Genomic DNA, 22456 nt, shown 5'->3' with positions numbered 1-22456 from the left:
ATCTTTCCATAACGAGCTTAAGAACCGTTTTTAACTCAGACTTAAGACCGAGTCATATTCAGCCCTTTACGCAAAAAAACGTGCAGAGTCTATCCTCTGCACGTTTTTTAATTACTAACATTCATATTAAATTAAGCTGTTTTATGATACTCTTTTTTCTCAGCTACTTTCGAAAACCTTGGAAACCCAATTAAAATAGAAGCAATCCCACATACTCCAACTAAGATTGGATAAAATGCATATGGCAACAATTCAACCGGAGATAACGCTGCAAATCCTGCTGCCGTTAACATTTGGGCACCGTACGGAATTAATCCTTGCACACAACATGAGAAAAGATCTAATACACTCGCTGATTTACGAGGGTCTATTTCATATTGATCTGCAATATTTTTTGCAAGCGGGCCTGTAAAGATAATTGAAATCGTATTATTCGCTGTACACATATTCGTCATACTCACTAAACCAGCAATACCAAATTCCGCTCCTTTTTTCGAACGAATATTACGTGTTAATACATTCATTAAATATTGAATACCACCATTATATTGGATTAATTCAACCATACCGCCAATTAATATAGCAAGTAATACTAACTCCATCATACCGCCCATTCCAGTCGTTACACTTTTAAAGAAACTTTCTAACGTGTAACTTCCATCTATAAGGCCGATAACACCAGATAGTACAGTTCCACCAGTTAATACAATAAGTACATTCCAGCCAAGTAGCGCTGTAATAAGTACTCCTGCGTACGGTAAAATCTTTATCCAATCAAAGCTATGTGCTTTAATCTGCGTGTCACTTCCTGAAGTAACTATTACTAATAGTACAATTGTAATAATAGCCGCTGGTAACACAATTAAAAAGTTCGTTTTAAACTTATCTTTCATTTCTGTTCCTTGTGAACGAACAGCTGCGATTGTTGTATCTGAAATAAATGATAAATTATCACCAAACATCGCTCCGCCAACAACAGTAGCCATTGCAAGCGCAATTGAGATATCGGTTTGACCACTAATACCTACAGCAATCGGCGCTAATGCTGCAATTGTTCCCATTGAAGTTCCCATCGCTAATGAAATAAATGCACCAATAACAAAGATTCCAGCTACGATAAATCCTGGCGGTAAAATAGTTAACGCTAAATTAACAGTTGAGTCTACTCCGCCCATTCCTTTAGCAGTTTCAGAAAATGCACCTGCAAGCACAAAAATTAATACCATAATCATGATATCCGGATTTCCTGCACCTTTAGCGAACCGCTCTACTTTCACATTAAAACTTTCTTTACGATTCATCACTAAAGCGACTCCTACAGCAATTGAAATCGCTACAAGTATCGGCAATTTATAGAAATCACCTGTAATAATTCCAGAACCAATAAATAGCGCCAAAAATATCCCAAGTGGTAATAAAGCTAAACCATTTCCTCTCGTTTCTTTCAAAGTACCATCTCTCCCTAGTTTCAACCTTTTTCTAATGAATAACAAAAGACCTCTTCCGATGAGAAGAGGTCTTATACATCTATAAGAAACGCTCTTCTCATCTTTCAAGCACATGCTTGCTGGATTTGGCACAGCACTCTGAAATCGAGTCCGCTGCCGAGGCATCGTAGGGCCAGTCCCTCCGCCTCTCTTTATAAGAAGGTTTCATATTTATTTTTTAATATAATTTCTTCCCTAACTTTACTCGCTTACAAAACAAAAGTCAATTATTTTTTGTATAGATTTTTTTGGTAATTATACAAAAATTCGAATACAACAATCATTTTAACTTTTCGATTTCTTCTTCCAATATTGAAATCCAATAAAATTCACTATTTTTTATTGCTGCTAATATCCATTTCGTAGTGTACCAAGCTAACTCATACTCTTCCTTCGTGACATCGCCACTTTTATAAGCATCCTCTAGCTCTTCTTCATCTAATATATACACCTTACCGCTGGGTAATAATACTACATCTAAATATAAATCATCAAAATACGGTAAACCACGATCGTCTATTTCATATTCTTTCGTCACATCAATATAATATTGCACTAAATTGTGCCTATCATCTAACATAGCTGTAATCGCAAAGTTCTTTCCATTAATGAAATATTGAACCCACGTATACCCATCACTTGCAATACAAATTTCTTTACCATCATATTCTTTACAACTAGGCTCTCTCACCTTTTTTATATCCAGTATTCCGAGCATTCCCTCTTCCACTTGCTTAACCGTATAACTCTTTTCTATTAGTCTCTTCCACGAAGAACCGTCACCATATTTTCGTTTCATTATGTCTGCTCCTCTTCCATATACAGAAAAGCTCCCACATATTATGTGAGAGCTTGTTCATATTATAATTAAGCCGCTTGACCCTTTTCAGAAATCTCTTTTAAATAAGCTTGTCCTTTTTCAGCGTCATATTGACCTTCCCACTTAGACATAACTACAGCTGCTAAAGAGTTTCCTACAACGTTAACTGCTGTACGAGCCATATCTAAAATACGGTCAATACCAGCAATGAACGCTAAGCCTTCAGGTGGAATACCTACTGTACCAAGTGTCGCTAATAATACAACGAATGATACGCCCGGTACACCTGCGATACCTTTTGATGTAACCATTAATACAAGCAACAATGTAATTTGTTGTGTAATAGATAAATCAATACCGTACATTTGCGCTAAGAAAATAGCCGCAATTGCTTGATATAAAGTTGATCCATCTAAGTTAAATGAATAACCTGTCGGAATAACGAAAGATGTAATTGCTTTCGGGCAACCGAATTTCTCCATTTTCTCCATGATTTTTGGTAAAACTGTTTCTGAGCTTGCTGTAGAATACGCTAAGATCAGCTCGTCTTTTAAAATCTTAAAGAATTGGAAAATGTTAATTCCAAATATTTTCGCTGTAAGTCCTAAGACAACTACGACGAAGAAAATCATTGCTCCATATACGACAATTAGTAATTTCCCTAACGGAATTAATGAAGCAAGACCAAATGTAGAAACTGTAACACCAATTAGTGCAAACACACCAAATGGTGCAAATTTCATAACTTGGTTTGTTACGTAAAACATTGCATCAGCTACACCTTGGAAAAATTGAAGAACTGGTCTTCCTCTTTCACCAATCGCTGCTACACCTAAACCAAATAGTACAGAGAAGAAGATAATAGCAAGCATATCTCCGTCAGCTAACGACTTCATAATGTTCGTTGGAACAATATTTACAAATGTATCTGCAAATGAATGACTTTGTACTTGCTCTGTCGTATGTGTATATTTCGAAATATCTGTCTTTGTTAACTGCTCCATATTTACGCCTTTTCCTGGTTGGAAAATATTCGCTATTAATAGACCAACAATAATTGCAATTGTTGTAATAATTTCAAAGTAAAGAATTGTTTTTCCGCCTAGTCGACCTAGTTTTTTAACATCGCCAACACCAGCAACCCCAACAACAATACTTGCTACAACAATCGGTACAACGATCATTTTAATTAATCGGATGAAAATATCACCAATTGGTTGTAAGTACTTCACAACAGCTGGATTATCAAAGAAAATCGCACCAACCGCAATACCAAGCGCAAGTCCTATTAATATTTGCCATGCAAGTCCTATTCTTTTCATATTTGTTGTAACCCCCTCTTCGATGTGTCACTCTATCTCTCATTCTATCTCTATAAAACTAAGAAATTAAGAGTATTACATATTATTCGACAATTCACTACATTTTGTCCCTGTTAAAAATCATAAATCAAAAATTTAAATCTGACAACAAAATAACTTTGCCCGAACACAAATAATTTTCTTGACAAAAAGCAGACCCATGTTAGAAAACCTAACATGAGAACGATTCCTTACTAGTGTTTTATTAGCTTTCCAAGTAATATTTCACCTCATAAAAACGATTACTTTCCTCCTTCATTCCACAGATAAATCCCAAAATTTACCTTTGTTACACATATGAATAAAATGTAAGCACTATGACAATTACAGTTGAAAAATGATAAATTCCGACAAAACTTAGCAATTTTATAAAATTTTCTTTACATTATGATTACAACGATAGACACCCTTCTTCTTATGATATATAACATTCATAGGGAAAGGAGTCAGACAACAATGAAAAAGAAATTTGCAGCGTTTAGCGTTTTAGCAGCAGGAACGATTTTTGCTTCCCCGTTACTTTCACCCGTATACGCTGAAACGAATCAAGATAAATTATCTAACATTCAATCTGAATTAGAAGGCAAACAAAGTGACTTACAAAATAAATCAGTCGAGAAAGAACAAATAGAAAAAGAAATTCAAGAATTACAGAAGAAAATCGATGAATTAACTACTTCCATTAATAAAAATGAGACTGAATTAAACGATACAAAAAAAGAAATTAGCAAAACACAACAAGTAATTACTGACAAAAAGAAACATATAGAACAATTACAAACAAACATAGATACACGTCAGGAAGTTATTAAACAACGATTACAATCTATGCAAGAAAAACCGCGTACAAATATCATTACAGAAGTATTAACAAACTCTACAAACATTGCTGATCTTGTTGATAATATGTACTCCGTAAGTTTAATATTAAACAACGATACAGATATTGTAAAAAAACAAACATCTGATCAAAATGCTGTAACGACAGAAAAAGAGGCTGTTGAGAAAAAAGAACAACAACTGAAAGACTCTGAACAAAAACTAGAACAAAAACAACAAGAATTACAAAATAATCAACAGCAGCAACAAACTCTTATTAACGATCTACATACGAAAGTAGCAAAAGTAGATTCAGAGATTGAAGGATTAGAAGAATCCAAGGGCATTTTAGAAAATCAACGTCAAGCTGTTCAAAAAGCAATTGAAGAAGAAAAACGGGCGGAAGAAGCTCGTAAAGCGGAAGAAGCCCGCCAGGCAGAAGAGGCTCGCAAACAACAAGCTACTAAATCTGCTCAAGCGGCCCCAACACCACATGATACAAATATCGGTGGTTTTATCAAACCAGCAGCTGGATCAAAAACTTCCGGATTTGGTGTACGTTCTTTAGATAACCATAAAGGAATTGACATCGCTGCTTCGGGAACGGTTCCAATTATCGCTGCTGCAGATGGCGTTGTTATTCGCTCAGAATTATCATCTAGTTACGGAAACGTAGTGTATTTATCTCACCGTATAAACGGAAAAACATATACGACAGTATATGCTCATATGAATAGTCGTTCTGTATCGAATGGACAAACTGTAAAACAAGGCGATCAGCTTGGATTTATGGGGAATACGGGCCAATCATACGGACAACATTTACACTTCGAACTTCATCTTGGAGAATGGAATGTCGGCAAGACAAACGCAGTTGACCCATCTCCTTATATCGGATTATAAAAAACCTCGGTGCCTACCGAGGTTTTTCATTTACACTTCACACAATATAGGCGTTCTACATAGACTATAACTAAATGCCTATAGTTGACGAGGTGATCCATATGAATACGCAATTACAACAAAAAATAGAAGAAGCTAGAGGAACGTATATTGGCCGAATATTTACATTTGGCGGCTCAGTTTTATTTTTAATCGGTTCATTCCTCGCAGTCACCACAGCCTATAAAGCGTATAATCGTCTATTACATTCATCAACATAAAAAAAGACGGGAGATCCCCGCCTTTTTTTTATGCAAACATTTTAAATACACCTATCGCATTTAAAAATACAATTATTACAGTTACCGGAATAACATAACGAAGTAAGAAGAACCAAATGTTAAATAACGTTTTCCCTTTCGTTTCCGTCACTTCTAATTCTTTCATCAACAATTCTTTACTCATTTTATTTGGTACAAATAATGAAATAGCTAGTACTCCTAACGGTAGCAATACGTTACTTACCGAAAAGTCGACTAAATCAAAGAACGTTTTCCCAAATATTTTCACGTCACTCATAATCCCAAATGATAACGCTGATGGAATACCGACTGCAAAAATAAGAATACCAATTAATAATGATGCTGACGGACGCTTCTTCTCATTACCTTTCGCAACAGATGCTACTACAATTTCAAGCATTGAAATTGCTGATGTTAAAGTCGCAAAGAAGAATAAAATTAAAAACATAATAAAGAAAAATTGACCAAATGGTATTTTTGCAAATACTGCTGGAAGGACGATAAACAGTAATCCTGGTCCTTCAGTTGGTTTTACTCCTAATGCGAAAATCGCTGGGAAAATTGCTAATCCTGCAAGTACTGTAACAAAAACAGTTAAACTTACAATAGATGTTGCTGATTTCGCTAAATGTTCCTCTTTCTTTAAATACGAACTATACGTGACCATTACTGAGGCACCTACTGTTAGTGAGAAGAAAGATTGTCCCATCGCGTATAAAATCGTATCTGCTGTAAGCTTTGAAAAATCTGGCTTTAAGAAGAACTCTACTCCAGCAAAAGCACCATCGAGTGTTAACGCACGAACAATAATCGCAATAAATAAAATAAATAATAGCGGCATCATGTACTTACTTGCCTTTTCTATACCTTTCTCTACACCTTTACTTACGACAAAAATTGTACAAAGCATAAAGATAAATTGTGCTCCAATCGCACTTAACGGATTTGAAATCGTTTCACCGAACAATTGTCCATAATCAGCTGCTCCATTCCAGAAACTTCCTGTCACACTATAATATAAATAAAGTAAAATCCATCCACCTACAACACTATAAAAAGATAGTACACTAAAACAAGTAACAACTCCCATACGACCAATCCAAGGATATACTTTGCTATTTGGCACTAGTACTTTATAAGCTGTAACGGCCTCTTTTTGCGTGCTACGTCCAATAACAAACTCCGCTATTAAAAGAGGCATACCTATAAATAAAGTTAATAGTAAAAATACAAGGAAGAATGCGCCTCCCCCGCCATTACCTGCAACATATGGAAATTTCCATATCGCACCAAGACCTACTGCGGCTCCGGCTGCTGCGAGTACAAAGCCTATTTTCGACGTCCATTGCTGTGTTTCTTTCATCATAATTTCTCCTTTTCTGAATATTTAAACTTTTGTTAATTATACACTTTCATTTCATACTCGCACACCTCCTTTAGAAAATAAAAAAGTCCCCTACACGCAAATATGCATGTAGAGGACGATATATGTAATGTAAATACCGTGGTACCACCTCAATTGGATTGATAAATCCCACTTGTTCAAGTACAGGAATAATTCCGATACTCTATCCTTTTAACGGCGGAACCCGGGTTGCCTACTACAATGTTCAACATACCTCTCGCAAGCCCATTCTGTATATTTTATCGTACCGGGCTCCCACCTAACCCCAGCTCTCTGAACGCATCAAATATACGTACTCTTCTTGCTCATCGATTTCATCTATTGAAGTTACTTGTGATTATAAATTATATTTTTATATTTGTAAAGCGCACTTTATCTTTTATTATTTTAAAACCTTTTCCTCTAACTCACGTAAAAAACTTTCTCTTTTCCCCTCATTTTGCACATATACTGATTTCAACACTTCTTGGAGCAATATATTTCGTTCCCTCTTTTCTAACTGTAAATCTTTTAACTTCAACCTTACTTCATATAAAAAATCTAAATACGATTCATATGTCTCATCATATTTATTTGCAATATCATCTCGAATTTTTTTTGCGAGCTTCGGGCTCGCTCCCCCAGTAGAAACTGCTATATTAAGTAAACCACGATGAATCGCTGCCGGAAAATGAACATTACCACTTTCCGGATTTGTAATAATATTTACTAATTGATTCTCAGCGGCATCTTCAGCAACTTGTTCATTTAATATTGAATCACTACTCGCTGCAACAACTAAAAAAGCACTTTTAATATCACTTTTTTCATATTCTCTTTGATACCAACGAATTTTCTTTTCTTCCACAAGTTTTACTAAATTCGCATCTAATTCTGGACTTATCACAACTATATCCGCACCCTGTTTGAGTAAAGGAATAATTTTAAATCCTGCAACTTTTCCCCCGCCAATAACAACAACGCGTTTCTCATTAACTCGCACTGTAAGTGGATACATACTGATCTCCTTTCAATAACTCCGTCGTTTTCTGAATTAACATATCTTGAAACGCTTCATTCTTCCCTAAATATGGACTGATTTTTATCTCTTCCACTTCATATTGGCGCACTTCTTTCTCAATATGTTTCATAAGTAAACCTGTAAATAACAAGTAAGGCAGTACAACGATGTTCTTTTCTTTTCGTTCTACAACTTCCTTTAACTTCTCCTCAAATTTTGGCTCTGCAGCCGCTAAATAACAAACTTCTACTTTTTTAACCTTCTCTTTTGTTTGAAATAAAGAAGCAATCCAGTTTATATCTCTTAATACTTCAGGATCACTGCTCCCTCTTGCAACAAGAAGTAACGTCACTTCATTTTTATCTTCCTGTTCGATGCCACTTCCGCTATACACCGATTTAACAAGTGTTTCTGATACACCAAACGGATTACCATAGGTCACTTTAACATCCGAAAATTGATTAGTTAACTTTTCCAATTCAAAAGGGATATCTTTTTTTACATGACCTGCCGCTAATAAAAAAACAGGGATAGCAATAATCTCAGTGGCCCCACGCTTCACACATGTACGAAAACCATCTTCAATAGAAGGATTCGCTAACTCTAAAAAACAAACTTCTTGAATAGTCGCTTCTATACGGCTCATGCATGATGTAATAAATTGAATCGCCTCTTCTTTCGCTGTCTTCAAACGACTTCCATGACATATATATAAGACGGCTTTCATTTTACAACACTCCACTTACTTGATAAGCATTTTCTGTCTGCTTCTCAAACCAATGAATTTTTTCTCTAAAACGGACAACCTCTCCAATTACAATCATACTCGGATTTTGAATTTGCTCTTTTTTCGCAACATCTACAATTGTCCCTAACGTTCCAACAACTGTGCGTTGCATAGACGTCGTCCCCTGCTCAATAATAGCAGCTAGCGTACTTTTATCTTTTCCATGCTTCATAAGTTGCTCACATATGTAGGGCAAATTACTAACCCCCATATATACCGCTAAAGTCTCTACACCTTTCGCTAAACTTTCCCATTTCACTTCTTCTTCAGCACCTTCTTTCCTATGCCCAGTCACAATAGCAAAACTTGCACTTGCATCACGGTGCGTCACTGGAATGCCCGCATAAGCAGGAGCAGCTATTCCAGCTGAAATACCAGGAATGATTTCAAATGGTACACCTTGCTTTGCTAATGCTTCAGCTTCTTCTCCCCCTCTACCAAACACAAATGGATCGCCGCCCTTAAGCCTCGTTACAACTTTTCCTTTTTTCGCATACTTAATAAGAAACGTGTTAATTGTCTCTTGCTTCATCGTGTGATAATTCGGGAGTTTTCCGCAATAAATTAAATCCGCGTCAGGCTTTGCGTATGAAAGCAGCTCTTTATTCACAAGTCGGTCGTATAAAATAACATCTGCCTTCTCAATACATTTCAACCCTTTAACAGTAATTAAATCTGGATCGCCAGGACCCGCTCCAACAATATAAACCTTTCCCATCATCTCTCCTCATTTCTTCTATTAAAATGAAACTTCCATTCGTATATAAGAATGGAAGTTTTTATTTTTTCGTATTACTGATCTCTACTCATGGATAACAAATGCCCCACCTTTTCGAATCTTCTTTTTTTCAAACAAAGAAATCTCTTTTACCTCTGGCAACGGTAAAAAATGCTTTTCAAGCTCAATCTCCGCAAGCTTAAATGCCTGTTCTTCACTTTGAGCAACAACAACAATCGGAACAATACTATTTACTAACACAGCTTCAAATCGATATAAATCCATATCGTCCCTCCTAAGACGCTATTACTTCTTCTAGCACGTTATTTAACGCTATTTGTAATGTATCTACACCAACACGACCTACAAAATCATAAAATGTTTCGGCTGGTAATTTATTCTCTTTGAAATAACTTATAAATGATGCGAGTACATCAGGTAGATCCTCGCCATCTATTTTTCCTTTTAACTTTTGATTGTAGGCACCGCCATCTAACAATGTTCCACCTACGTATATTTCAAACGCTTCAACAATACCTTTTTCCTTCGTTTTCATTTTCACCCCTTGTAACCCAATGTCAGCAATTTGACGTTGACCACATGAATTCGGGCAGCCTACCATATGAATTCGAACTGGAACATCGAGTGCAATTTGTGTATCTAAGTATTCTGCAATTTTTCGTAATCTTTCTTTCGTTTCTACTAGTGCAAGATTACAATATTCAATACCGGTACATGAAACCGCATGACCAATAAATGATTTCGGGCTAGCAGATATCGCTTCAAACAGCGGTTCACTAAGTAATCCTTTTACATTTTCTGGAGGAACGTTCGGAATAATGAAGTTTTGCGAGTTACATGTACGAATTTGTCCATTTCCATATTGCTTTGCGATTCTTGCAATCTCAAACATTTCTTCTGCATGTAAACGACCTACCGGTACATTAAAACCTACATATTTTAATCCCTTTTGTTTTTGGTCTTGAACACCATAAAAATAGCCTGCATTCCATCCTTTGAGTGCACTTTCCCCTTTACTTTGTAAAGGCCCTGTATACTCTATTAGTTTCTCTTTAAATTTCTCTGCTCCCCAGTCCGCAACAAGAAATTTCAACCGAGCTAAATGACGTTTTTCACGATATCCAAAATCACGGAATATAGTAGCAATCGCAATCGCCACCGCCTTCACTTCTTCTGGTAAAACGAATACATCTAATTCATCAGCTAAATACGGTCGAGCTGATAATCCTCCACCTACTTTTATATGAAAACCAACTTTTTTCTCACCATCTATTTCTTTCGTTGCAGGCGTAAATGCAACACAGTTAATTTCTGCGTTTGCTGAATTATAAATATTAGAACTAATAGACATTTTAAATTTACGTGGCAAGTTAGAAAACTCTTCATTATGTTGGAAGTAATCATATACTTCTTTTACAATATGCGTTGTATCGAATAGTTCATTTGCATCAATACCAGCAAGCGGATTACCTGTAATATTCCGCGTTATATCACCACAAGCCCCCGCTGAAGATAACCCAACTCTTGCTAATCTTTTAAAAATATCTGGAATTTGCTGAATTTCTAACCAGTGAAACTGAATCGCCTGTCTCGTCGTAATATCTATTACATTACGTCCATAATCTTCAGCGATAGAAGCAAGTACTTCTGCCTGTGCATTTGTAATAATCCCTGACGGAATATTTACCCGCATCATAAAATAACCAGCTTCTTTCGGTCTTTGTAAATACAAGCCTGCCCATTTAAAGGCATCCCACTCTTCTTTCGGAATAGATTCGAAACCATTTTCCGCATAGTAAGGAATATCATTAAAAATTTCTAAGCCATCTTTTTCTAATTTATTTTTCTCGGTCTGATTTAATTTTTCATTGTTAGCCCATACTTTTTCATAACTCATTGTTTATCCCCCTATATAAAACTACGCTCTTGTAAGTACTTCACGATTTGTTCTGCACATTCTTCAATAGAATATTTGTGCGTTTCTACAATTAATTCCGCCTGCTCTGGCTCTTCATAAGGCGAATCAATACCTGTGAAATCCTTAATATCACCTTTTCTTGCCTTTTTATAAAGTCCTTTCGGATCACGTTTCTCACACTCTTCAATCGGACACTTCACAAAAATTTCAATAAATTCATCTGCCGCTAATAAATCTCTTACTTGTTTGCGGTCTACTCGAAATGGTGAAATAAATGCTGTAAGGACAACTGCTCCTTGGTCTACAAATAACTTTGCCACTTCGCCAATACGTCTTATATTTTCCATGCGATCACTTTCAGAAAATCCTAAGTCTTTATTTAAACCGTGGCGAATGTTATCCCCATCCAGCACATAATTTCCAATATTCTTTTCAAACAGTTTACGAGCGACCGCATTCGCTACTGTAGATTTACCCGAAGCTGATAAACCAGTAAACCAAATTACAAAACTATGATGTCCATTCTTCACTCTTCTCTCATCTTTTGAAACCGAAGCTGTATGCCAAGTAATATTCGTATCCATCTCGTTCTCTCCCTATTCTGTTACTACTTCTTTTTTCAAGCCTTTAATTAGCACTTCCACTACTTCTTTACGACTAAATGTACTTGGCGGAATCTCACCGTTTCTTAATAATTCTCTTACTTTCGTACCCGATAAAATAACATGATCTTCTTTTCCGTGCGGACATGTTTTCGTTGAAGCCATCGCTTCACATTTCGTGCAGTAAAAACTATGCTCAAAGAATAGTGGTGTAATTCCTAACTCTTCTATCGTAAAATTTGTGAAGATTTCTTGCGCTTCATACGTTCCGTAATAATCTCCTACTCCAGCATGATCACGCCCTACTATAAAGTGGGTACATCCAAAATTCTTTCTTACTAACGCATGAAATATCGCTTCCCTTGGTCCTGCGTAACGCATGGCAGCAGGAAATACACTTAAAAAGACACGATTTTTCGGATAATAGTTTTGAAGAAGTACTTCATAGCTTTCCATTCTTACATCAGCAGGAATATCATCCGATTTCGTTTCTCCAACGAGCGGATTTAAAAAGAGACCATCTACAATTTCAAGAGCAGATTTTTGAATATACTCATGGGCACGATGTACCGGGTTTCTCGTTTGAAATCCGACCACTGTTTTCCACCCACGTTTTTTAAATGCTTCCCTCGTTTCAATTGGGTCTAAATGATAAGAAGGAAATTGATTATTTTCAAAGCGTTTTGTTAGAATAATAGTTCCTCCAACGTAAACGTTTGGTCGTTCATATAATTTTTTCACTCCTGGATGAGCCTCATCCGTTGTTTTATATACAAGTAACGCTTCTTTTTCTTTATCTGGTACAAAAATATCTTCTATTTGAATGACACCGTATATATTTCCATTGTTGACAAGCTTTACTTCCTCTCCAGCCTTCAGGCTTTCTGCGACTTTTTCTGTTACCGGTAATGTAATCGGTATACTCCACACACTACCATTTGCTAAACGAAGCGTTTCTACAACAGAATCATAATCTTCCTTCCCTAAAAAACCAGTAAGGGGGCTATATCCACCTGTCGCCAATAGTTCTAAATCACTTAACGCAATATTGTCTAATTTAATTTCTTTTTCAATTTGTGATACATCATATGTCTCATCTATACGGTTTACTAATTCGTTTACTATGCTCATTTTTCTATATCCTCTCTTAGCTTTATTTCAAGATTCATCTTATTGGTAATGAAGACCACATTCAGTTTTCACTTTTCCAGCCCATCTACCATCTCTTGAATCGCCACCATCCCCTACAGGTAACGTACATTTCTCACACCCAATACTTGGATAGCCAACATCATGCAACGGGTTATACGGCAAGCTATGTTTGTATACATATCGCCAAACTTCTTTCCACGTCCAATGAATGAGTGGACAAACTTTAATAGATTGAAAACGATGATCTTGATTTATAAACTTTGTATGCTTACGTGTTTCTGATTGTTCCCTTCTTAAGCCCGATATCCATGCTTTTTCCACGACTAATGATTTTTCTAAAGGTAAAATTTTTCTAATCTTACAACAAAGATTCGGATTGCTCTCCCACAGTTTTTCACCATGCAACTTCGCCTGTTCATCAAGTGTAAGTTCTGGCTGTTTTTCTATAATATTCAATGAAGGAAATCGTTCCCGCACTTTTCGAATTAATTCATACGTTTCTTGAAAATGAACATTTGTATCCAAAAATACAACTTTAGCAGATGGATTTACTTGGTTTATAATGTGCAGCAATACCATACCTTCCACCCCAAAGCTACATGCGTAGACAACCTCATCTTTATATTCTTTATAAGCCCAATTTAATACTGATAACGCACCTTTTGTTTCATCTTCTTCCGAAAACGAAACAACATTTTCTTCCCACGTTTCATACGTCAACATGTTTTTTCCCCCTGTAAAAGCAAAAAGACGGTTTTAACCTAATGAAAATAGGTTAAAACCGCCTCTAGTTTTTCTAGTCAGCGCTTTTCACTTTAAACGTACTTTTTCACTTTTCTCTAACTGAATTACTTTTCCATCTTGCACAACAATTGTAATTGAACCATATTTCATATCAGCAAGCATCGCTTCAATCTTCTCGGATACTTCATCAAAATGTTCCCGTACACTCACGCGAACAGCCCCCCTTTTTATTCATAAAAAAAATCTTTCCCATTTCGAAAAGACTGTTCGGTAATATATTTTACCTTATCTTTCAAAATGGATCCCATTTTGCTGGATTTAGCACCTTGCTTTCTATAAGCAGGTTGCCGAGCTTCTTCGGGCCAGTTCCCTCCGCTTCTCTTGATAAGCTTTGTATTTGTATTTTATCACAATTCTGATTTTTTTCAATCCTAGTTTTCCGATATATTTTAATTATTTTATTTTATAAAAAAGGAATTGTCCATTCGAACAACTCCTTTTCCTATTTAGACAAGCTCTTTAATACGTATGCGATCGTTCCCAATAATATTTTCATATGTTTCGCGTTCCACAACTACTTGCGATGTTCCGCCTTTTGCAAAGACAACGGCTGGTCTTCGAATCCGATTGTAATTATTCGCCATCGAGTACCCGTATGCTCCTGTACAGGAAACTGCTAGTAAATCAGAAGCAGCGACTTTCGGTAAATGAATATCCCAAATCAACATATCTCCACTCTCACAGCATTTCCCAGCAATCGAAACGAGTTCCTCATTCTCATCATTCCCTCGATTCGCTAACATCGCTTCATAACGCGCACTATATAAAGCAGGTCTTAAATTATCTGTCATTCCACCATCGACTGATACATATTTCCGAATACCAGGAATATCTTTCACAGATCCAACTGTATAAATTGTTGTCCCAGCATCACCTACAATGCTACGGCCTGGCTCAATCCATATTTCTGGCAATGGATATTCACATACAGTAAATTGTTCTCTCACTGCACTTGTTACAGCTCGCACATATGTCTCAAGAGTTAATGGTGTATCTGACTCTGTGTAACGTATTCCAAATCCCCCGCCTACATTTAACACTTTTACTACATAGTTTGTTTGCTCTCTCACTTCTTCTAAAAATTGGCGAAGAACTTCAATTGCTCGAACAAAACCAGCTGTTTCAAATATTTGCGACCCAATATGTGAATGGATCCCTAGCACATTATAATTTGATTTTTGTAAAGCAAATCCAATTGCCTGCATCGCTTGACCGTTTGAAACACCAAATCCAAATTTCGAATCATCTTGACCTGTTGTAATATATTCATGTGTGTGCGCCTCTACTCCAGGCGTTACACGAATTAATATGTTCACAAATTTCCCATGTTGCATCGCTAAATCGTGTAAAACTTCTAATTCAAAGAAATTATCTACGACAAAACAACCGATATTCGCCTGAAGAGCCATCACTATTTCTTCTTCTGTTTTATTATTTCCATGAAAATGAATACGTGATGCCGGAAATCCTGCTTGGAGCGCAGTATATAATTCTCCCCCAGAAACAACGTCTAATGACATACTCTCTTCACGAGCTACTCGGCACATCTCCATGCACAAGAACGCCTTGCTTGCATATGCTACTTGATAAGAGAAACCACTTTCTTTAAAAGCACGATGAAATGCTCGACATTTTCCTCGAATAGACTCTTCATCGTATACATAAAGTGGTGTTCCGTATTGCTTTGCTAGCTGCGTCGTATCGCACCCTCCAATTTCTAAGTGTCCTTGCCCATTAATTCGGCTTGTGCCGTGTAAATACATTTAAATTCCTCCCTTATTTCCTCTAAAACTCATAACCCCAATCTTCTATTCATTGCAGCACGCTTTTAGATAGACAAAAAACGCGCGGAACAATGTTCACACGCGTTTCTTATTAGGAAAAATATATATTGAAAAAATAAACGAGTTGTTATCTCCTCAAAATAAGAAACCGCATCAACATCTCCAAATAGCTCTCCATAAAATAAATCTTATGACAGTACTACATTTATTCAATGCAGTCCCAATATATGAATAAGATGGTTATTCTTATATTTCGGCAATAGTCCCTTTCAACCTATGATCACAGATTCCATTAAATCTCCCATAGCTTACTCTTTCCTATCGCGGCCTCTACCTTTGAGAGTAGATGAGGTAAGTCTATTTAATTTTCAAACATCTAATTGTTGCTATTAACAATACCAAAGGACCATTTTATTTGTCAAACAATTTTTTATATTGTTTTTTTACAGTTTAGTTTCGTATCATTTGGTAAGCGCTTTACTGAAATCTTTGTCACTTCCCATTCGCCTTCTTCGTTATTAAATGTAATCGTTACCTTCTCAAATGGTGGAGCAATTTTCCCAGCAACACGTTCATACTTTGTCACTTCAATACTTGCTTGAAATAAATATGTACCGCTATACACTTTTTTTAAACTAATAATTTTAGGACATTGATAAGGTTTCAAACTTCCATATTGTTTTTCAATTGCTTTATTTATTTTTGGAAATAAAACAGAATAAAGTGCATCTTCCATAAGAGGTGCATCATATTGGGCTACCGACACACTCGGTGAAGTAAAAAGTATAACACTACTGCATGCTATAAAATATAATAATTTTCGCATTATAACCTCCGTATAATCACGCGATTCTTTCTGCGTACGATAATTATCATACATAGAAATTCTGTTTTATTGTCTCCCACCACTCTTTTTCTACTCGATTATTATAAAAAAGCCCACAACCTTCTTTTATTTTCGTATAATGATACTCATAGTATAATAATCATAATAACAAAGGACTGTTCGTATATATAAAATGAGTCGTTAAGCAAACTGACTCACAAGAACTGTCATGCTTTTTAGGAGAGGAGTATATTATGCTACAACATCTGTTTCCAAAACTGCGATTTGCACTCGTTGCAGTCGTTTTACTATGGATTAAAACATATATTGTGTACAAGCTAGCATTTGATATTAAAATTGATAATTTCTTTGAAGAATTCATGCTTTTTATCAATCCACTAGCTGCGTTACTTTTATTTTTCGGCTTAGCTTTACTTGCATCTAAGCACCGAAACCGAATTATAATTGGAATCAGTTTTATACTGTCATTTATTTTATTTGGAAACGCAATGTTTTATGGGTTCTATAACGATTTCGTTACTTTCCCGGTTTTATTCCAAACAAACAATATGGCTGATTTAGGGACAAGTATAAAAGAACTCTTTACGTACAAAACATTACTTTTATTTGCAGATGCAATTATTTTAATGTTTATTTCACGTAAATTCCCATCATTTGGCGACAAAACACCACTTTCCCGCTCAGAGAAGCGAACTTTCTTTAGCGGTGTAACAGCTTTATTAGCACTACAAATTGTTGTATCAGTTATTTATAAACCACAAATGTTCTCGCGCTCATTTGACCGTCAAACTGTCGTGAAGAATTTAGGTTTATACACATACCATCTATTTGATATTACGCTTCAATCCAAGTCTTCAGCTGAGCGTGTATTTGCAAGTGGGGATGGGTTTTCTGAAATTAAAAACTATACAGACTCAAAAGACAAACAAGTTGATAAAAACTTATTTGGAGCTGCAAAAGGTAAAAATGTAATTTTAATTTCAATGGAATCTACACAAAACTTTGTTATTAATAAAAAAATAAATGGAAAAGAAATTACACCATTTTTAAATGAATTTATTAAGGATAGTTTCTATTTCGATAACTTCTATCATCAAACTGGACAAGGCAAAACTTCTGATGCTGAATTTATCGTTGAAAACTCACTTTATCCGCTAGATCGTGGTTCTGTATTCTTTACTCATGCAACAAATGAATACACAGCGACACCAGAACAATTAAAGAAATACGGATATTCTTCTGCCGTCTTCCATTCAAACGATAAAACGTTTTGGAATCGGGATGTAATGTATCCTGCGCTTGGATATGATCGTTATTTTAATTTAAATGATTACGCAGGAACGGAGCAAATGTCTGTCGGTTGGGGATTAAAAGATAAAGAGTTCTTTGAACAATCTATTCCAAAGTTAAAATCTTTACCGCAACCGTTCTATACAAAATTTATTACATTAACAAATCATTTTCCGTTTCTTCTAAATCCGGAAGATCAATATGTTGATGAATTCAACTCGGAAAGTGGTGTTGTAAACCGCTACTTCCCAACTGTTCGTTACACAGATGAAGCTCTTAAATTATTTATTCAACAATTAAAAGAAGAAGGATTATATGATAATTCCGTTATTGTCATTTATGGTGATCATTACGGTATTTCCGAAAACCATAACACAGCTATGGCACAGTTCCTAGGAAAAGATACTATTACACCATTCGATTCTATGCAATTACAACGAGTTCCTCTTATTATTCATGTGCCTGGCCAAGAAGGAAAAGTTGTTTCTAAAGTATCCGGTCAAATTGATATTAAGCCAACGCTCCTTCATTTACTTGGTATTAAAACAAATAAATCCGTTGAATTTGGAACTGACTTATTTATTAAAGAGAAAGACCCGCTTATGGTAATGCGTGATGGTAGCTTTGTTTCTGAAGAGTATGTTTATACAAAAAATATGTGCTACAAAAGAAGTACGGGTGAAGAAGCTGACATGACGCTATGTCAGCCGTATATTGAAAAAGCAAAAACAGAATTAAAATTCTCCGACAAATTAATTTATGGAGATTTATTACGCTTCGATCCTAATAATCGATATAAAACTGGAACGATGACAACGAAATTTGAATAGTAAAGGAAGCAACTTTATACAAGTTGCTTCCTCTTTTTATTTTCACTTAATTTTCAAACCATCCTTCTATGAAATCTTTCACAAATTGGTAATTTCTTTCGTATGAGGAATAAATTTATGGTATGATAAAATAAGTAAACTTTCATACACTAATTAAGAATTTATTACAGAAAGCAAGGGATCAGATTTTGTATAGAGCAGCTATTCCAAACTTATTTACGCTCGGAAATTTATATAGCGGATTTTTATCAATCGGCTATGCATCTTTAGGATATTATAAATCAGCTGCTATTTTAGTACTTATCGGGATGATGTTAGATAGTCTTGATGGTCGTGTTGCTCGTTTATTACGTGTTGATTCACAAATGGGAAAAGAGCTCGACTCGCTTGCAGATGTCGTAACATTTGGTGCAGCACCAGCTGTTTTAATGTATTACACATCTTTCTCAAACTACGGAATCATCGGATTATACATAGCGGGATTATTCCCTCTTTTCGGAGCATATCGTTTAGCACGATTTAATGTAACACCATCTTCTACTTCAATGAAATATTTCACTGGAGTACCGATTACAGCAGCGGGAGGGCTTGTTGCTTTCTTAACATTATTTTCACATACCATTCCAAAAATCGTTCTTATTACCGTATTTGTAACGTTCGCATTTTTAATGGTGAGCCGCATTCGTATCCCAAGTTTAAAAGATGTACCAATTCCACGATATAGCATCATTATTACACTATTTTTAGTTGGAATCATTATTACAATGTATCAAACAGGATTTGGAAATTTTTCTGTTTTCTTATTCATTGCCATTCCACTATATATTTTGTACATGTTATCTCAATTCATTAGACAAAGACCGTCTAAAAAAGCGAATAAAGAAAAATAAGAAAACCTTCCAAGTCCGGAAGGTTTCTTTTTATTTTGTAACTAATACCTTTTGATTTACAGGTGTTACTGGCTCTTCGCCGTTTAATACAGCTAAAATATTTCTGACAGCCATTTCAGCCATCGCATCACGAGTTTCAAATGTTGCATTCCCTACATGTGGAGCAAGTACTACATTCTTTAATTCTTTTAGCTCTTCTGTAATTTTCGGTTCAAATTCAAACACGTCAAGAGCTGCTCCTTCAATTTCATTTGTTTTTAATGCATGAGCAAGTGCTGCTTCATTCATAATTGGTCCACGTGAAGCATTTACAATATACGCTGTTTTCTTCATCATTTTAAACTGCTCTTCATCAATCATATGATGTAATTTTGGATTATAAGCACAGTTAATTGTAATAAAGTCTGCTGTTTGTAATAATTCTTCCAACGTCACATACGTTGCTCCCAGTTCACTTTCAGCTTCAAGCTTACGATTTGGCCCTGTATATAAAACATCCATTCCAAATGCTTTCGCACGTTTTGCAACAGCCTTCCCAATTTCTCCAAGACCTATAATTCCGATTGTCTTACCATGAACTTCTCGTCCTAAGAAAAATAACGGTGCCCATCCGTTAAATCCAGTCGTACGACATAACGTATCCCCTTCAGGAATTCTACGCGCCGCTGCTAAAAGAAGTGCAAATGTTAATTCTGCAGTCGCTTCCGTTGATACTTTCGGTGTATTCGTAACTGCAATTCCTTTTTCGCCCGCATACGTGTAATCAATATTGTCGTAACCAGCACCATAGTTTGCAACAATCTTTAAATGAGGCGCTGCATCAATAACTTCTTTTGGCACCTTTGTCGAAAGTAAACTTAACAATGCATCTTTATCTTTTACACGCTCTGTTAATTCATCTATAGAAATTAACTCCTCTTTATTGTACATTTCTACATTATGATCTTTTAATAGTTCTAATCCAATTTCCGGAATTTTTCCCGCTACTAATATTTTTGCCACTACTAACACCTCTTCTATAGAAAATAAGACATCTCTTATATTTCATTGTAAGAAATCCACATATAAAAACCAAGGAATTTGATTATAGTTTTGAAAATCGACACTTTTCCATGAAAAAAGAGGAGATGCAACTCTCCCCTTTTCTTACGCTTTTTCCTGCGATTCTTTTCCGAGCTTCACATCAATAGTTCCTTCTGCAACCGTATCGCTAATTTGCTCCTCAATAACCGATTGAGATGCAGCATTCGTTTCAGAAGTATAAGCTTGTTGCTGTGCACCTTGTACATTTTGTTTATTTTGTTGTTTCGCCATTTCTTACCCTCCTTTTCATTCTTTCTTATTTTGAACAAAAAGGACCGTTTTCATCAAAAAATTGCGTTTCATTTTGAATTTGTTACTTCTTCTTCAAGCGACCTCATTACTCTTGCTCGCTTCGTAAATGTTGCAACCTGAGTAACACCGTGAGCTCGTAATGTTTGTACATTTTCTTGTACATAATTCCCTAAATCATTTGGGTAATGGGCATCCGAAGAAATCGTAATTGGAACACCATACTTAGCTAATACTTGTAAATATAGTGGACTTGGGCACATTTCACGAACAGGATAACGATAGTATAATCCTGCATTTATTTCCGTTGCCGTATTCGTTTCTACTAACGCACAGGCGATTTCCTCATAATAAGAAAGCTGTTCATTCTCATCCAATCGATAATTAAATACCTTTATATTATCAAGATGAGCGATAATATCAAATAACTCGGTACGAATCGCACTCTCAACTGTTTTAAAAAACATATCATATAATGCGCGTAGGTCATGCACCTCAAAATATTCTTTCGTATCTGGATTATCAAATCCCCAGCCATTTAGAAAATGAACGGAACCAATTACATAATCAAAGTCTCCTAGCGCTAATAATTCTTTTAACTCTCCTTCACAACCAATAAAATAATCCGCTTCAATTCCAAGTTTAAGTGTGACACCTCTTTTCCCCCATCGTTCTTTCGCCTCTTCAATTGCCTTTGTAAAATCATACAGTGAAACTACCCTTACTTGATCCAACCATTCTTTCTGTATACGACCGAGCTTAGAATCACTAATATCTACATATTTTTCATAATATCCTTTTGCTTCATGAAAACGATATAGATGATCAACAATTCCCACTTCTTTTATTCCTTTTCGTACAGCTTCTTCTAAATATAGATCTATCCATTCTGTTGTAAATGGCCCTTCCTTCACACGCTTTTGCAAACGCTCTTGTGTTTTCATAAGCCAATCAATAGAATGTCTTTCTTGAAGCGGTTCATAACATTCCAACGCTTCATTTATTTTAGCAAGCCATCCTATTGAATACGGTCCTTCTTCTAAGTGAAGATGATAATCTACTTTCATATACATTCCCCCTTATAATGTATCTATTTCCCTTCTATCCCCAACTCTCGAAAGCTTTCCATTTCGTTCTTTCACCTCTCGCATGACATCTTCCAATGCAATATTTTTTTCAGCTAATAAAACGAAACAGTGATAAAATACATCAACCATTTCTTTCACTACTTCTTCTTTATCATTATTTTTACATGCGATAATTACTTCAGCACACTCTTCACCAATCTTCTTTAAAATTTTATCTTCTCCTTTTGAAAATAAATAATTTGTATACGATTCAGGAAGTGGGCTTCCCTTTCGTTCTTCAATTGTTTTATACAGCAACTTAAAGGCATTTTCCATAT

23 protein-coding genes, 3 riboswitches and 1 other annotated feature are annotated in these 22456 nt (G+C 35.7%); of the genes, 4 read left to right on the top strand and 19 right to left on the bottom strand.

What is annotated here, in order from left to right; genetic code table 11:
- Positions 1–131: 131 nt before the first annotated feature.
- The 3 genes from DN399_RS07075 to gltP all read right to left on the bottom strand — a co-directional run bounded on the left by DN399_RS07075 (position 132) and on the right by gltP (position 3629).
- Positions 132–1448 (bottom strand): Na+/H+ antiporter NhaC family protein, encoded by a 1317-nt coding sequence (locus tag DN399_RS07075; RefSeq protein ID WP_000665494.1) that lies wholly within the window; start codon positions 1446–1448, stop codon positions 132–134.
- A 94-nt stretch (positions 1449–1542) separates the two neighbouring features.
- A riboswitch (SAM riboswitch) is annotated at positions 1543–1648 on the bottom strand.
- Between the two features lie 119 nt (positions 1649–1767).
- Positions 1768–2286: a ribonuclease FAU-1 family protein gene (locus DN399_RS07070; RefSeq protein WP_000824668.1), complete on the bottom strand. Its 519-nt coding sequence runs from the start codon at positions 2284–2286 to the stop codon at positions 1768–1770.
- 68 nt (positions 2287–2354) lie between these two features.
- On the bottom strand, positions 2355–3629 hold the full coding sequence (gene gltP, locus DN399_RS07065) for a glutamate/aspartate:proton symporter GltP (RefSeq protein ID WP_000821130.1): 1275 nt from the start codon (positions 3627–3629) through the stop codon (positions 2355–2357).
- A 495-nt stretch (positions 3630–4124) separates the two neighbouring features.
- Here gltP and DN399_RS07060 point away from each other — a divergent pair, with 495 nt between their 5' ends.
- Both DN399_RS07060 and DN399_RS28030 read left to right on the top strand, forming a co-directional pair.
- On the top strand, positions 4125–5390 hold the full coding sequence (locus tag DN399_RS07060) for a murein hydrolase activator EnvC family protein (protein ID WP_000726086.1): 1266 nt from the start codon (positions 4125–4127) through the stop codon (positions 5388–5390).
- A 101-nt stretch (positions 5391–5491) separates the two neighbouring features.
- Positions 5492–5650 (top strand): hypothetical protein, encoded by a 159-nt coding sequence (locus tag DN399_RS28030; protein WP_001096006.1) that lies wholly within the window; start codon positions 5492–5494, stop codon positions 5648–5650.
- 28 nt (positions 5651–5678) lie between these two features.
- On the opposite strand, the gene DN399_RS07055 is transcribed toward DN399_RS28030, so the two are convergent.
- The 12 genes from DN399_RS07055 to DN399_RS07000 form a co-directional block, all read right to left on the bottom strand.
- Positions 5679–7034, bottom strand: a complete 1356-nt coding sequence (locus DN399_RS07055; RefSeq protein ID WP_000665440.1) for a sodium-dependent transporter — start codon at positions 7032–7034, stop codon at positions 5679–5681.
- 111 nt (positions 7035–7145) lie between these two features.
- Positions 7146–7394: a binding site (T-box leader), on the bottom strand.
- 64 nt (positions 7395–7458) lie between these two features.
- The gene (locus DN399_RS07050) at positions 7459–8073 is read right to left on the bottom strand and encodes an NAD(P)-binding protein (RefSeq protein ID WP_000283353.1); all 615 of its coding nucleotides are present in this window, start codon (positions 8071–8073) and stop codon (positions 7459–7461) included.
- Positions 8048–8803 carry a sirohydrochlorin chelatase gene (locus tag DN399_RS07045; protein WP_000648887.1) on the bottom strand — a complete coding sequence of 252 codons (756 nt, stop codon included), beginning with the start codon at positions 8801–8803 and terminating at the stop codon, positions 8048–8050. The genes DN399_RS07050 and DN399_RS07045 overlap by 26 nt, the downstream gene beginning before the upstream one ends.
- Before the next feature lies 1 nt (position 8804).
- A complete protein-coding gene (cobA, locus tag DN399_RS07040; RefSeq protein ID WP_000521261.1) occupies positions 8805–9581 on the bottom strand; it encodes a uroporphyrinogen-III C-methyltransferase in 777 nt (258 codons plus the stop codon).
- A gap of 84 nt (positions 9582–9665) precedes the next feature.
- Positions 9666–9866: a DUF3906 family protein gene (locus DN399_RS07035; RefSeq protein WP_000366914.1), complete on the bottom strand. Its 201-nt coding sequence runs from the start codon at positions 9864–9866 to the stop codon at positions 9666–9668.
- Between the two features lie 10 nt (positions 9867–9876).
- The gene (locus DN399_RS07030) at positions 9877–11499 is read right to left on the bottom strand and encodes a nitrite/sulfite reductase (protein WP_000119621.1); all 1623 of its coding nucleotides are present in this window, start codon (positions 11497–11499) and stop codon (positions 9877–9879) included.
- Between the two features lie 11 nt (positions 11500–11510).
- Positions 11511–12104, bottom strand: a complete 594-nt coding sequence (gene cysC, locus DN399_RS07025) for an adenylyl-sulfate kinase (protein WP_000380499.1) — start codon at positions 12102–12104, stop codon at positions 11511–11513.
- 12 nt (positions 12105–12116) lie between these two features.
- Positions 12117–13253 carry a sulfate adenylyltransferase gene (gene sat / locus DN399_RS07020; RefSeq protein ID WP_000029491.1) on the bottom strand — a complete coding sequence of 379 codons (1137 nt, stop codon included), beginning with the start codon at positions 13251–13253 and terminating at the stop codon, positions 12117–12119.
- A gap of 39 nt (positions 13254–13292) precedes the next feature.
- Positions 13293–13997, bottom strand: coding sequence for a phosphoadenylyl-sulfate reductase (locus DN399_RS07015; RefSeq protein ID WP_000959022.1), 705 nt, complete (start codon positions 13995–13997; stop codon positions 13293–13295).
- Between the two features lie 87 nt (positions 13998–14084).
- Entirely contained in the window at positions 14085–14228 is a 144-nt protein-coding gene (locus DN399_RS07010; RefSeq protein ID WP_000116158.1) for a YezD family protein, read from the bottom strand.
- 72 nt (positions 14229–14300) lie between these two features.
- Positions 14301–14409: riboswitch (SAM riboswitch) on the bottom strand.
- A 115-nt stretch (positions 14410–14524) separates the two neighbouring features.
- Positions 14525–15841 (bottom strand): diaminopimelate decarboxylase, encoded by a 1317-nt coding sequence (lysA, locus tag DN399_RS07005; RefSeq protein WP_000280676.1) that lies wholly within the window; start codon positions 15839–15841, stop codon positions 14525–14527.
- Between the two features lie 180 nt (positions 15842–16021).
- Positions 16022–16203, bottom strand: a riboswitch (Lysine riboswitch).
- A gap of 89 nt (positions 16204–16292) precedes the next feature.
- A complete protein-coding gene (locus DN399_RS07000) occupies positions 16293–16688 on the bottom strand; it encodes a DUF3888 domain-containing protein (RefSeq protein ID WP_001228823.1) in 396 nt (131 codons plus the stop codon).
- A gap of 254 nt (positions 16689–16942) precedes the next feature.
- Here DN399_RS07000 and DN399_RS06995 point away from each other — a divergent pair, with 254 nt between their 5' ends.
- Both DN399_RS06995 and pssA read left to right on the top strand, forming a co-directional pair.
- Complete coding sequence (locus tag DN399_RS06995; protein ID WP_000939079.1) at positions 16943–18829, top strand: LTA synthase family protein; 1887 nt, start codon at positions 16943–16945, stop codon at positions 18827–18829.
- Positions 18830–19017: 188 nt separating this feature from the next.
- Entirely contained in the window at positions 19018–19719 is a 702-nt protein-coding gene (pssA, locus tag DN399_RS06990) for a CDP-diacylglycerol--serine O-phosphatidyltransferase (RefSeq protein WP_000285417.1), read from the top strand.
- Between the two features lie 30 nt (positions 19720–19749).
- Here pssA and DN399_RS06985 read toward each other — a convergent pair whose 3' ends face one another.
- From DN399_RS06985 to hisE, 4 genes are all read right to left on the bottom strand, one after another.
- Complete coding sequence (locus DN399_RS06985) at positions 19750–20721, bottom strand: NAD(P)-dependent oxidoreductase (RefSeq protein WP_001062858.1); 972 nt, start codon at positions 20719–20721, stop codon at positions 19750–19752.
- 144 nt (positions 20722–20865) lie between these two features.
- Positions 20866–21033 (bottom strand): YozQ family protein, encoded by a 168-nt coding sequence (locus DN399_RS06980; RefSeq protein ID WP_001118878.1) that lies wholly within the window; start codon positions 21031–21033, stop codon positions 20866–20868.
- A gap of 68 nt (positions 21034–21101) precedes the next feature.
- On the bottom strand, positions 21102–22118 hold the full coding sequence (locus DN399_RS06975) for a histidinol phosphate phosphatase domain-containing protein (RefSeq protein ID WP_000861838.1): 1017 nt from the start codon (positions 22116–22118) through the stop codon (positions 21102–21104).
- A 12-nt stretch (positions 22119–22130) separates the two neighbouring features.
- Positions 22131–22454: a phosphoribosyl-ATP diphosphatase gene (hisE, locus tag DN399_RS06970; protein ID WP_000426358.1), complete on the bottom strand. Its 324-nt coding sequence runs from the start codon at positions 22452–22454 to the stop codon at positions 22131–22133.
- Between the last annotated feature and the right edge of the window lie 2 nt (positions 22455–22456).

Origin of the sequence: Bacillus sp. AR4-2 (assembly GCF_008274865.1) — a bacterium.
GTDB lineage: Bacteria > Bacillota > Bacilli > Bacillales > Bacillaceae_G > Bacillus_A > Bacillus_A cereus.
This window is presented reverse-complemented; position numbering and strand designations above follow the sequence as displayed.